Raw genomic sequence first — 12709 nt, 5'->3', positions numbered from 1 at the left:
CCCGGCGCACACCGGGGCCGGGGCCCTCGTCGACGCCGGTCGACGAGGGCCCCGGCCGCGCGCTATCCCCCGACGAACTCCTCCGCCCCGTACCGCACCTCCGCCTTGTTCCAATCCACGCCCAGCTCGCCCACGAACTTCTTGGCGAGGGGGAGGTCGGCGAGGGGGGCGATCAGGATGAGGCGGCCGTCCTGGGCGGTGACCGAGCCGCCGCCGAGTTCGTCGCGGGCGGCGGGGTCCGCGAGGAGGGCGTCGTGCAGTTTGCGCGAGGTCACGCCGGGCGCCTCGATGTCGACCGCGTTGGTCTCGGGTGAGGTACGCGGAAGGTGGCGGAACGTCAGGACGGACTCCTGCTTGTACTGCTTGCGGATGATGTCCGCGATGTGGTGCAGTCCGGCCGCGCTGACGTGGTTGACGTCGAACTCGCGTGAGCGTTCGTACGTCGCCTGCTTGAGGTCGGACGACCAGAAGACGCCGTCCAGGAGTGTCGAGCGACCGGCCTTCGCGCCGTGGGTGCCGATGATGTTCCGGACCTCGCGGTCGAAGCGGCTCAGGCGCGTCCTGAGGCGGGGGTCGGCGGGGTCGGTGATGGTCGCCGTGTTGTTCGTGGCGAAGATCTCGGCCGTCGCGCTGGTGTGGCCCGACCCGGCCGAGGGCGGGGCCGAGGCCGCCGCCGTGCCCGCGCCGGTCACGCCGAGGGTCAGCGCGCCGACCGCCACAAAGGTGCCCAACCGTCGGTTCATTCCGGTAACTCCCTGGCCCGAGGCCCCCGTGGGCCGTGTGGTGCTGCGTCGACCGACGCATCGGGATCACGGTAGGGGGCGCGAGGGGGCGCCTTCCCGGATATGTACTCGTATGGCCGATAATTGATGTCGGAGAGGGGCGGCGGGAGACGACCGGCACTCCCCCGAGGAACCCCTAGAAGAACACTCCGCACCTCAGCAGCACATTCGCGTACGGCCGCGCCTCCCCCGTCCGTACGACCAGCCGCGCCCCCGCCGACCGCGCCTTCAGCTCGTCGTGCGCGACCAGTTCGAGCCGTGGGAAGTGCGCGGCCAGCAGGCACGCGGCCGACTGGTTCGCCCCGTGCACCTCCCGTGCGGCGGTCGCGCCCTCCACCACCAGCTCGGCCAGCAGCCCGTCGAGCACTTCCGCGAACGACGGCACCCCGGCCCGGAAGGCCAGGTCGACCACGCGCGGGCCGGGCGGGATGGGCATGCCCGCGTCGCACACGAGGACCTGGTCCCCGTGGCCCAACTCGGCCAGCGCGCCGGACAGATGGCGGTTGAGGATGCCGGTCTTCTTCACCGGGCGAAGACCTCCTCGGCGGTGGGGAAGGACTCCTGCGCCCCCTGCCGGGTGACGGCGGCCGCGCCGACCCTCGCGGCGAAGGCGGCGGCCTCCGCGAGGCTCTCGCCCCGGCTCAGCCGCCACGCCAGGGCGGCGGTGAAGGCGTCGCCCGCGCCCGTCGTGTCCACCGCGTCGACCCGCGGACTCTCCACGCGTACGAACGAGTTGGTGCTCCCGGCCGCGACCAGGGCTCCCGCCGCGCCCAGGGTGATCACCACCGAGCGCGGGCCGCGCAGGAGCAGCGCCCGCGCCCAGTCCTCGGGGGCCGGGCCCGCCGAGGCGCCCAGCAGGAAGCGGGCCTCGTGCTCGTTGACGATCAGCGGGTCGCAGGCCGCGAGCACCTCGGCGGGCAGCGGTCCCGGCGGCGACGGGTTGAGGACGAACCGGCTGTCGAAGGCGAGGCTGCGGACCGTCTCGACCACCGTCTCCAGCGGGATCTCCAGCTGTGCGGAGACCACGCGCGAGGCCTGGAAGAGGCTGGCGGCGGCGCGTACGTCCTGGGGGGTGAGGCGGGCGTTGGCGCCGGGCGAGACCACGATGCTGTTGTCCCCCGACGGGTCCACCGTGATCAGCGCGACCCCGGTGGGCGCCCCGCCGACCAGCATGCCGACGGTGTCGACGCCGGCCGCGCGCTGGGAGTCGAGCAGCAGCCGCCCGTGCCCGTCGTCACCGACGCGGGCGAGCAGCGCGGCGCGCGCCCCCAGACGGGCGGCGGCCACGGCCTGGTTGGCGCCCTTGCCGCCCGGGTGAACCACCAGGTCCGAGCCGAGCACCGTCTCGCCGGGACCGGGGCGCCGGTCGACGCCGACGACGAGGTCGGCGTTGGCGGACCCGACGACCAGAAGGTCGTAGTCGTACATCCCTGTCCTGCTTTCGCTGAGTGGCGGGTGGACGTCCGTCATGAGAAGTCGGCGACGTTCTGCCGGGTGACGACCTTGACCGGAACCTTCACAGTGCTCTGGACCGCGTCGCCCTTCGCCGCCCGCACCGCGTTGCGGACGGCGATGCGGCCGAGCTCGGCGGGCTGCTGCGCGACCGACGCGTACAGCGTGCCCGCCGCGACCGACTTCAGGCCATCGGGAGTGCCGTCGAAGCCGACCACGGCGACGGAGTCGCCCGCCCTGGCACCCAGCGCCTTGACCGCGCCGAGTGCCATCTCGTCGTTCTCGGCGAAGACTCCGGTGACGTCGGCGTGGGACTGCAGCAGGTTGGTCATGACGTCGAGTCCCTTGGTGCGGTCGAAGTCGGCGGGCTGGCGGGCGACGACCGTGATGCCGGGGTACGCCTTGATGCCCTCGGCGAAGCCCTGGCCGCGCTCGCGGCTGGCGGAGGTGCCCGCGGTGCCCTGCAGGACGACGATCCTGCCCTTTCCGCCGAGCTTGTCGGCGAGGGTCTTGGCGGCGAGCCTGCCGCCCGCGATGTTGTCGGAGGCGACGAGGGTGGCGGTCTCGGCCTTGTTGACGCCCCGGTCGGCGGCGACCACCGGGATGTCCGCCTTGTTGGCGCCGCGCACGGACGGCCCGACCGCGTCCGAGTCGACCGGGTTGACGATGATCGACTTCACTCCGGAGCCGGTGAAGTTCTGTATCTGGTTGGCCTGTTGGGAGGCGTCGTTCTGGGCGTCGGTGACGGTGAGGTCGACTCCGGCCGCCTTCGCCTCCGCCTTGGCCCCGGCCGCCATCTGGACGAAGAAGGGGTTGTTGAGGGTGGAGAGCGACATGCCCATCTTGGTGGACGAGCCGGACGAGCCGGTGTTCACGAACGACAGGGCGCCCAGGACCGCCGCCAGGGCGACGGCCGCGACCGCGAGTTTCGCCGCGCCGCGCTTGCCGCCGAAGCCGCCTCCCGCACCGGTCGCGGCCGCCCCGGGTGCGGCCCCGGCGCGGCGGCGCGCCGTGTCGAGCAGCACCGCGAGCGCGATGACGACACCGATGACGACCTGCTGCCAGAAGGCCGACACCGACAGCAGGTTGAGGCCGTTGCGCAGCACGGCGAGGATCAGCGCGCCGATGAGGGTGCCGGACGCCTTTCCGACGCCGCCGGACAGGCTGGCGCCGCCGATGACGACGGCCGCGATCGCGTCGAGCTCGTACCCCTGGGCGGCCTGCGGCTGCGCGGAGACAAGGCGGGAGGCGAGCACGATGCCCGCGACGGCGGCGAAGAGGCCGGAGAGCGCGTAGATCGCGATCTTCTGCCGCTTGACCCGCAGCCCGGAGAGCCGGGCCGCCTCCTCGTTGCCGCCGATCGCGTACATGGAGCGCCCGATGTACGTACGGGACAGGATCAGGGCGGTGAGCAGCCCCATCACGACCATCACGATCACCGGGACCGGCAGGTGCCCGCCAAGGGTGTCGCCCACTCGGGAGACGGACTCGGGGAAGGCGATCGGGCTGCCCTGCGAGATGACCAGGGAGAGGCCGCGGCCGACCGAGAGCATGGCCAGGGTGGCGATGAACGGCGGGAGTTTGCCGTACGAGACGAGGGCGCCGTTGACGACGCCGCAGGCCAGGCCGGTACCGATGGCGAGGAGGACCGCGAACCAGACCGGCAGGCCCTGCTTCGTCGCCGTCCAGGCGAGCACGGTCGCGCTGAGCGCGGCCACGGAGCCGACGGAGAGGTCGATGCCGGCCGAGACGATGACGAAGGTGACGCCGAACGCGAGGATCGCGGTGACGGCGGCCTGGACGCCGACGTTGAGCAGGTTCTGTGTGGTCAGGAAGTCGCCGGAGAGCAGCGACATCGCCACCGCCAGGACCACCAGGGCGCTGAGGGCGCCGTTGTCGAGCAGCAGTCGGCGGACCGCGAGGGCGCCGCTCGCGCCCGTGGTGCTCCGGAGCGTGTCAGTGGCCACGGGAGCCCTCCTCTTCGTGCGTTGCCGGGGCGGACGCGGGGGCCGCGCCGACGGCGAGTTCCATGACCGCTTCCTGGGTCGCTTGCTGGGCCGGGAGTTCGCCGGCGATCCGCCCCTGGGCCATGACCAGCACCCGGTCGCTCATGCCGAGCACCTCGGGCAGATCGCTGGAGATCATGAGCACCGCGTGCCCGGAGGCGGTCAGTTCGTTGATGAGCTGGTAGATCTCGACCTTGGCGCCGACGTCGATGCCGCGGGTCGGCTCGTCGAGGATGAGCACCTTGGTCTCGGCGAGGAGCCACTTGCCGATGACGACCTTCTGCTGGTTGCCGCCGGACAGGGTGCGCACCTGCTGGCCGAGCCCGGCCATCCGTACGCCCAGCTGCTCGGCGATCCGGGCGGCGGCCGCCCGCTGTCCCTTGCGGTCCACGAGCCCGGCGCGGGTGGCCGAGCGCAGTGTGACCAGGCCCAGGTTCTCCTGTACGGAGGCGTCCAGGAGGAGCCCCTGGCCCTTGCGGTCCTCGGGGACGAGGCCGATCCCGGCGCCCATGGCGGCGTTCACGTCGTGCCGGGGAAGGGGCGCGCCCAGCACCTCGACGGTTCCGCTGTCGTAGCGGTCGGCGCCGAAGACGGCGCGGGCGACCTCGGTGCGGCCCGCGCCGACCAGCCCGGCGAGGCCGACGACCTCACCGGCGCGCACCTCGAAGCCGACGTCGTGGAAGACGCCGTCGCGGGTGAGCCCGCGCACCGAGAGCAACGGGGCGCCGACGTCCGGGCGTTCGCGCGGATACTGCTGGTCGATGCCGCGCCCGACCATGAGACGGACGAGTTCGTCCTCGGGGGTGGAGGCCGGCACCTGGTCGATGCTCCTGCCGTCGCGCAGCACGGTGACCCGGTCGCCGAGGGCGGCGATCTCTTCGAGGTGGTGGGTGATGAAGACGACGCCCACGCCGTCCGCCCGCAGCGAGCGGACGATCGTGAAGAGCTTGTCGACCTCCTCGGACGTGAGGACGGCGGTCGGCTCGTCCATGATGAGGACGCGCGCGTCCAGGCTGAGCGCCTTGGCGATCTCGACCATCTGGAGCCGGGCGATGCCCAGTTCACGTACGCGCGCGTGGGGAGGGACGTCGACGCCGACCCGCTCCAGGAGCACGGCGGCGTCCGCCTCCATCCGCTTGCGGTCGATCATCCCGAGGCGGCGCGGCTGACGGCCGAGGAAGATGTTCTCCGCGACCGTGAGGTCGGGGACGAGGTTGAACTCCTGGTAGATGGTGGCGATGCCGAGCCGTTCGGCGTCCTGGGCGCCGTGGACGCGCACTTCGCGTCCGTCGACGAGGATGCGGCCGCTGTCGGGGCGGTGGGCGCCGGAGAGCATCTTGATGAGGGTGCTCTTGCCCGCGCCGTTCTCGCCGAGCAGGACGTGCACCTCGCCCCGGCGCAGATCGAAGTCGACGCCGTCGAGCGCGACCACTCCGGGGAAGGCCTTGCGTATGCCTTCGACGCGCAGCAGGTCGTGGGGAACGCTCACGGGTTGCTCCTACGGGTCGGGGCGTCCTCGCCGCAGGAGCTGCGGACGACCAGGCGCGCGGGCAGGGTGACGGACTGCGGTGGCCGCCCCTCGATCCGGTCGACCAGGGCGCGGACGGCGGCCCGGCCCAGTTCGCCGGTGGGCTGCGCGATCGCGGTGATCGGCGGATCGGTGTGGACGAACCACGGGATGTCGTCGAAGGCGGCGAGCCCGATGTCGTACGGCACGCGCAGGCCGTGCGCCCGGATCGCGTCTAGTGCGCCGAGCGCCATCAGGTTGTCGGCGGCGAAGACGACTTCGGGCGGCTCGGGGAGCGCGAGGAAGCGTTCGGTGCAGCGGCGGCCGCTGTCGGCCTGGAAGTCGCCGTGGCCGATGTACTCCTCGGGCAGCGCGAGGCGGTGCTCGCGCAGGGCGTCCCGGAAGGCCTCGACGCGCTCGCTGCCGGTGGTGGTGGCGGCCGGGCCCGCGATGATGGCGAGCCTGCGGTGGCCCAGGCCGTACAGATGGGCGACCAGGTCGCGGATGGCGGCGCGGCCGTCGGCCCGGACGACGGGGACGTCCACGCCGGGGATCCAGCGGTCGACGAAGACCATGGGGGTGCCCGCGCGGGCCGCGTCCAGCATCAGCGGGGAGCCGCCGTCGGTGGGCGAGACGAGCAGCCCGTCGATCCGGCGGTCGAGGAGCGTGCGGACGTGGTGGTCCTGGAGTTCGGGCCGCTCGTCGGCGTTGCCGATGATGACGCTGTAGCCGAGCGCGCGGGCCTCCTCCTCGACGGAGCGGGCCAGTTCGGTGAAGTACGGGTTGAGCACGTCGCTGATGACCAGGCCGAGGGTGCGGGTCTGGTCGGTTCGCAGGGATCTGGCCACTGCGTTGGGCCGGTAGCCGAGTGCGTCGACGGCGGCGAGGACGCGGGCGCGCGCCTCGGGGCTGACGGACGGGTGGCTGTTGAGGACCCGGGAGACCGTGGCGACGGAAACGCCCGCGCGGGCCGCCACGTCCTTGATGCTCGCCATGCGCCGGACCACCTCCTTGTGAGCCCGTGGAATCGATTACACGGAGGATTGGAATCGATTACAGGCCCATGGACAAGCCCCTTCCCACGCTCCGAGACCCGATCGTGATGAACCAGCACTCAGATGAGCGGCAGAGCGGGTGAGGCGACGGGCGGCTCGGGAGGCGACTTCCGCTTCGCTGGCCGGGCGGCGGATTCACGCCCTTCGTTCGCCCCAACTACTGGTGCCACTGCGGCAGTTGATGAACACTCTCCCCCTGTTACGTGCCGAGGAACGCTCTTCCACTCGTCGCGCGCCGGTCGCACCGGCCCGCGGAAGGAGCCGTCCATGCGTACAGGGAGATCGAGAGGGATGCGTACGGCCGCGGTCGTCCTCCTGGCGATCGCGGGACTGCTGGTCCCCGGAGGCCCGGCCGCCGGTGCCGGGACCCAGGAGGAGGACGACGAGGGCGGCCCGGCCGCCCCCGCCGAATACAGCTATCTGCAGAAGGCGATACCCGGGCAGCCGCTGCCCCGGCACGCCTACGACACCGCGGCGGCGCAGGCCGCCGCCCTGCCCGCCACCGGTGGCACCTGGCAGCCCGTCGGGCCCACCAACATCGGCGGCCGGGTCGTCTCGCTCGCCCTCGACCCGCACCACGCCGACACCCTGTACGCGGCCGCCGCCAGCGGCGGGGTGTGGCGCTCGGCCGACGCGGGCAGGACCTTCACCCCCTCCTGGCCGGAGCGCGGCACCCAGGCCATGGGCGCGCTCGCCGCCGCCCCCGACGGCACCCTCTACGCCGGCACCGGCGAGCCCAACCCGGGCGGCGGCAGCGTCACGTACGAGGGGACCGGCGTCTACCGCTCCACCGACCAGGGCCGCAGCTGGCGGGCGGTCGGGCTGCGGGACTCGGGGGCCATCGGCGCATTCGCCGTGGACCCGCGCCGACCGCGCCGGGTCCTCGCCGCGGCCACCGGTTCGCTCTACAACCCGGGCGGCGACCGGGGCGTGTACCTCTCCGACAACGCGGGCGGCTCCTGGCAGCGGGTGCTCGACGTGCCCAACGCGTTCACCGGCGCCGTCGACGTACAGCGCGACCCGGTGAACCCCGACCGCGTGTACGCCGTGCTCTGGGACCACCGGCGCGAGCCGGACAGGCGCACCTACGGCGGCACCGGCTCCGGCGTCTACCGGTCGGACGACGGCGGCGCCCACTGGCGGCGGCTCGGCGGCGGGCTGCCCACGGCCGACTCGGGGCGCATCGGCCTCGGCATTGCCACCTCCGAGCCCGGCCGTCTGTACGCCCTGGTCGGCGCCACCGACGGCACCTTCGGTTCCTTCCTCACGTCGGCCGACGGCGGCGACAGCTGGACGAAGCTGCCGGACAACGCGACCCTGAAGGAGTCCCAGTCCAGCTACTCCTGGTGGTTCGGCAAGGTGTGGGTCGACCCGGCCGATGCCCGGCACATCCACGTGGCCGGGGTGGACCTGCTCACCACCAAGGACGGCGGGACCACCTGGACGGAGGAGGACGCCGTCCACGCCGACCAGCACGCCATGCTCTGGGACCCGCGCACTCCCGGCCGCGTCTACCTCGGCAACGACGGCGGCGTCTACCGCTCCGACTCGCGCGGCGACGGCGGTTGGACCAAGGCGACGTACGAGCCGTGGACCCAGCTCTACACCGTGGCGGCGACCCCGCAGGACACCGGCCGGATCTCCGGCGGAGCCCAGGACAACGGCTCCCTCCGGTCCTGGGGCGGCGACCGGTTCAACGAGTACCTGGGCGGCGACGGGCTGCAGAACCTGATCGACCCCACCGACGTCAACCGGGTGTACGCCTGCTACCAGTACGGGAACTGCTTCCGCTCCACGGACGGCGGCGCCACGCTCACCGAGTACACCGACTCCACCACCGCCGACCGGCGCAACTGGCTCACCCCCGTCCAGTTCGACCCGGTGAACCCCGGCGTCCTCTACTACGGCGGGAACCGCCTCAACCGGTCCACCGACGGCGGCGCGACCTGGCAGCCCATCAGCCCCGACCTCACGGGCGGCCCGGGCCACGACTCCTACCCGTACGGCACGATCACCACGGTCGCGGCCGCGCGCGACGGGCACACCGTCTGGGCGGGCACGGACGACGGCCGGGTGTGGGTGACCCGCGACCTCGGCGCCCACTGGACCCGGGTCCTCGACGGCCGGCCATGGGTGACCCGGATCGCGGTGGACCCGGACGACCCGGCGACCGCGTACGTATCGCTCTCCGGGTACCGGTCGGGCTCGTCGCAGCCGCATCTGCTGCGGACCCGGGACGCGGGCGCGAGCTGGAGCGATCTGTCCGGAAACCTTCCGCAGGCCCCGGTGAACGACGTGGTACTCGGCGGCCGGAACACGCTCTACGCCGCCACGGACCAGGGCGTGTTCATCAGCGGCCGGGGCGGCTGGCGGCGGCTCGGCGGCGGGCTTCCGCTGGTGCCGGTGTCGGACATCACATACGACCCGGCCCACCACCGGCTGGTGGCGGCCACCTTCGGACGCGGCTTCTACAGCCTCCCTACCCCCTAGGTGATTTGACGGCTCATCAGGCCCCCGTCGGCACGGCCGGCGGGGGCCTTCGCGTGGCCGCGCGCGGCGCGGTGGACGGTGGCCGGTTCACATCGGCCCCGCCCGGACACTGCACCGACGCGATCTCGCCATGTACCGTTCAAATACGTGTCGTCCGGCAGTACCCCAACTGCCGTTCTACGCGCGCAGACTGGGCGCCCGCACCGCCTCTCCCCCACCCCTCATGGAGGTAGCAGGATGCTCCGACCCCGGAGTTCCCCAAGGTCACGGCAGAGACTCACGACCACGCTCGCCGTATTCGGCATGCTCGGCGCCGGTACCGCCGCGCTGGCCGTCACCGCTCCCCCGGCCGCCGCGGCCACCACCCCGCACCGTGTGCTCTTCGACAACTCGAAGGCCGAGACCGCCGGCAACGCCGACTGGATCATCGGTACGAGCCAGCCGGACCCGCTGGGCCAGAAGGCCAACCCCACGGCGGAGAAGGACTGGACCGGTGGACTGTCGTCCTGGGGCGTCGCGCTCCAGAAGACGGGCGACTACTCGCTGAAGACACTGCCTTCCGGCAACACGATCACCTACGGCACGTCGTCGGCGCTGGACCTCCAGAACTTCGACACGTTCGTGCTGCCCGAGCCGAACGTGTTGCTGTCGGCGTCGGAAAAAACCGCCGTCATGAAGTTCGTGCAGAACGGCGGAGGTCTCTTCATGATCTCCGACCACACCGACGCGGACCGCAACAACGACGGCGCCGACGCGGTCGAGGTCCTCAACGACCTGATGACCAACAACAGCGTGGACAGCACCGACCCCTTCGGGTTCTCCATCGACTCGCTCAACATCGGCACCGACAACCCGAGGGCCGTCTCCAGCACGACGGACCCGGTGCTCAACGGCTCCTTCGGCAAGGTCACCGGCAGCATCATCCGCAACGGTACGACGGTCACCCTGAAGCCCGCGGACAACCCGGCCGTCAAGGGTCTGGTGTACCGCACGGGCTCCTCGGGCAACACCGGCGCGTTCTTCGCGACCAGCACGTTCGGCAGCGGCCGGGTGGCGTTCTGGGGCGACAGCTCGCCCATCGACGACGGCACCGGCCAGTCGGGCAACACCCTCTACGACGGCTGGAACGACCCGGCCGGCACGGACGCGGCCCTCGCCCTCAACGGTACGGAGTGGCTCGCGGGCGCCGCGGGCTCGAGTGGTGGCGGGGGCGGCGGCACCTGCACGGCCGCCCAGCTGCTCGCCAACCCCGGTTTCGAGTCGGGCAGTTCATCGTGGTCGGGCACCAGCGGTGTCATCACCACCGACTCCGGCGAGGCCGCGCGCACGGGCACGTACAAGGCCTGGCTGAACGGCTACGGCTCCGCGCACACCGACACGCTCTCCCAGCCGGTGACGATCCCGGCGGGCTGCACCAGCGCGAAGCTCAGCTTCTCTCTGCACGTCGACACGGCCGAGACGACCACGACGACGGCCTACGACACGCTGAAGGCGCAGGTGGTCAACGGCAGCGGAACGGTGCTGTCCACCCTCGCCACGTACTCCAACCTCAACGCCGCCAGTGGCTACACGACGCGGACCTTCGACCTCGGCGCGTACGCCGGGCAGACGGTCACCGTGAAGTTCACCGGCGCCGAGGGCTCCCAGCTCCAGACGTCGTTCGTCATCGACGACACGGCGCTCGATGTGAGCTGACCCCCGGGTCCACCGACACGGACCGCCGCCCACCCGTCGCGGGTGGGCGGCGGTTCGCGTGTGTCCGACACGGGCCCGCTTCCCCGGCAGCCGCCGCCGTCATGGCTCTTGTCTTGTCGGCCGCCGCTCATTACCGTCCCGTAGCCACATCGCACCGTGATTGTCATGCCCCCCACGAGATCATCCGGAGTGACGATGCCCGTCTACCGAACGCTCGGCTCCCTGGCGGCCGTGGTGACCCTGGCCGTGGCCGGGTCCTCCGCGGCCGCGACCGCGTCCGCGCCCCCTTCGGCCTCCGATTCCGCGACCGGGGCGAAGCCCTCCGGCGCCGCGGTACTGCGGGAGGTCCTGTTCGTGGGCAACAACTGGGACGGCACCGCCGACGTCGTCAGGTCCAGCGGCGACCTGGCCCGGATCGGGCGGGTGAACGTCATCCCGGACAAGGACCAGCGGATGGCCGAGATCTACCTCAACCCGATCAAACTGGCCTATTTCCTCGGCATCAGACAGGGGCCCGGCGAGGGCCACGACCAGTTCGTCGACGACATGTACTCCACGCCCGACGGCTCCGCCGTAGTGGTCTCCCGGCCCAGCTTCGCCGACGTCGTGTCGATCGACCTGGCCACCGGACGCATCAACTGGCGCTTCCCCGTGTCGGGTTACCGCTCGGACCACATGGCCGTCTCCCCCGACGGCACCCGGGTCGCCGTCTCCGCCTCCACCTCGAACACCGTGCATGTGCTCGACATCGCGACCGGCCGGCAGCTCGGCTCGTTCGCGACCGGCGACAAACCCCACGAGAACGTCTTCACCGACGGCGGCAGGTATCTGTGGAACATGGCGATCGGCGAGGTCAACACGGCCCTCGACGAACCGTGGCTGGACTGGACGAAGGGCGACCGGCACATCACCGTCGTGGACGCGCACACCTTCAAGCCCGTCAAGACCATCGACATGCGCGACCGGCTCGACGCGTTCGGCCGCAAGGACCTCTCCGACGCCGTCCGGCCGGTGGTCTTCACACCCGACGAGTCGAAGCTCTACTTCCAGGTGTCGTTCTTCAACGGCTTCCTCGAATACGACATCGCCAACGACCGGATCACCCGGTCCAAGACGCTCCCCAAGAACCCCGCGACCAGCGAGGACCGCACCACCTGGGTCAACGACTCGCGCCACCACGGGCTGTCGATCAGCCCCGACGGGGCCAAGCTCTGCGTCGCCGGGACGATGGACGACTACGCGACGGTCGTCGACCGTACAACGTTGCGGGAGGGCCCGCTGGTTCCCGCGTCCAAGCCGTACTGGGCGACCGTGAGCGGGGACGGCGAGTCCTGCGTCATCTCCGAGGCCGGGGCGGACCGGATCACCGCGATCGACTTCGCGACCGGGCAGAAGACGGTGTCCGTCGCGGTCGGCGACCATCCGCAGCGGGTGCGGATCGGCCATGTCGCCGCCGACTGGACCGGCCCGTCGGGGGGCTGACACCCCCGCACCGACCGTGGAGCGGGTGGGGTGAGAGGATCACACCCCGGCCGACCTGCTGGAACATGCGCGTTTCGCCCCGTACGCGGAGAAAGCACCGTACGTACATGGAGGAAGCACCACCCGTGCACTGTGATCACCAGCACAGTGCGCGGGCGGCGCAACCAACCTCGCCGTGCGCGCATCTGGACCAGTGGCACACAGAAGGAACACAGAGAACACACAGCCCGTCGCCCTCCG

The 12709-nt window shown here is 71.8% G+C and carries 9 protein-coding genes; 3 read left to right on the top strand and 6 right to left on the bottom strand.

Translation table 11 applies throughout. The features are described from left to right. Positions 1-62: 62 nt before the first annotated feature. The 6 genes from OG965_RS34915 to OG965_RS34890 form a co-directional block, all read right to left on the bottom strand. A complete protein-coding gene (locus OG965_RS34915) occupies positions 63-743 on the bottom strand; it encodes a hypothetical protein (RefSeq protein WP_371656059.1) in 681 nt (226 codons plus the stop codon). Positions 744-918: 175 nt separating this feature from the next. Further along, complete coding sequence (gene rbsD / locus OG965_RS34910) at positions 919-1308, bottom strand: D-ribose pyranase (protein WP_371656058.1); 390 nt, start codon at positions 1306-1308, stop codon at positions 919-921. After that, on the bottom strand, positions 1305-2210 hold the full coding sequence (locus tag OG965_RS34905) for a ribokinase (RefSeq protein WP_371656057.1): 906 nt from the start codon (positions 2208-2210) through the stop codon (positions 1305-1307). The genes rbsD and OG965_RS34905 overlap by 4 nt, the downstream gene beginning before the upstream one ends. A gap of 38 nt (positions 2211-2248) precedes the next feature. Next, positions 2249-4201, bottom strand: coding sequence for a substrate-binding domain-containing protein (locus OG965_RS34900; RefSeq protein ID WP_371656056.1), 1953 nt, complete (start codon positions 4199-4201; stop codon positions 2249-2251). Next, positions 4191-5729: a sugar ABC transporter ATP-binding protein gene (locus OG965_RS34895; RefSeq protein ID WP_371656055.1), complete on the bottom strand. Its 1539-nt coding sequence runs from the start codon at positions 5727-5729 to the stop codon at positions 4191-4193. Before OG965_RS34895 ends, OG965_RS34900 begins: the two co-directional genes overlap by 11 nt. Continuing rightward, positions 5726-6742 (bottom strand): LacI family DNA-binding transcriptional regulator, encoded by a 1017-nt coding sequence (locus OG965_RS34890; RefSeq protein ID WP_371656054.1) that lies wholly within the window; start codon positions 6740-6742, stop codon positions 5726-5728. The genes OG965_RS34895 and OG965_RS34890 overlap by 4 nt, the downstream gene beginning before the upstream one ends. Positions 6743-7093: 351 nt before the next feature. Between OG965_RS34890 and OG965_RS34885 the strand changes: the two genes are divergently transcribed. From OG965_RS34885 to OG965_RS34875, 3 genes are all read left to right on the top strand, one after another. After that, positions 7094-9292, top strand: coding sequence for a WD40/YVTN/BNR-like repeat-containing protein (locus OG965_RS34885; protein WP_371656053.1), 2199 nt, complete (start codon positions 7094-7096; stop codon positions 9290-9292). A 303-nt stretch (positions 9293-9595) separates the two neighbouring features. Beyond that, a complete protein-coding gene (locus OG965_RS34880) occupies positions 9596-10987 on the top strand; it encodes a hydrolase (protein WP_371656052.1) in 1392 nt (463 codons plus the stop codon). Positions 10988-11182: 195 nt separating this feature from the next. Further along, positions 11183-12469, top strand: a complete 1287-nt coding sequence (locus OG965_RS34875) for a YncE family protein (protein WP_371656051.1) — start codon at positions 11183-11185, stop codon at positions 12467-12469. The last annotated feature ends 240 nt before the right edge of the window (positions 12470-12709 follow it).

The organism is Streptomyces sp. NBC_00224, from assembly GCF_041435195.1.
Classification (GTDB): domain Bacteria; phylum Actinomycetota; class Actinomycetes; order Streptomycetales; family Streptomycetaceae; genus Streptomyces.
The sequence above is the reverse complement of the archived record's forward strand: the minus strand, read 5'-3'. Positions and strand labels throughout refer to the sequence as shown.

Bases quoted from the DNA above. Each gene is read 5' to 3' on its own strand.
- OG965_RS34915 (WP_371656059.1), bottom strand. From the start codon at position 743: ATGAACCGACGGTTGGGCACCTTTGTGGCGGTCGGCGCGCTGACCCTC.
- OG965_RS34905 (WP_371656057.1), bottom strand. From the start codon at position 2,210: ATGTACGACTACGACCTTCTGGTCGTCGGGTCCGCCAACGCCGACCTC.
- OG965_RS34890 (WP_371656054.1), bottom strand. From the start codon at position 6,742: ATGGCGAGCATCAAGGACGTGGCGGCCCGCGCGGGCGTTTCCGTCGCC.
- OG965_RS34885 (WP_371656053.1), top strand. From the start codon at position 7,094: ATGCGTACGGCCGCGGTCGTCCTCCTGGCGATCGCGGGACTGCTGGTC.
- OG965_RS34880 (WP_371656052.1), top strand. From the start codon at position 9,596: ATGCTCGGCGCCGGTACCGCCGCGCTGGCCGTCACCGCTCCCCCGGCC.
- OG965_RS34875 (WP_371656051.1), top strand. From the start codon at position 11,183: ATGCCCGTCTACCGAACGCTCGGCTCCCTGGCGGCCGTGGTGACCCTG.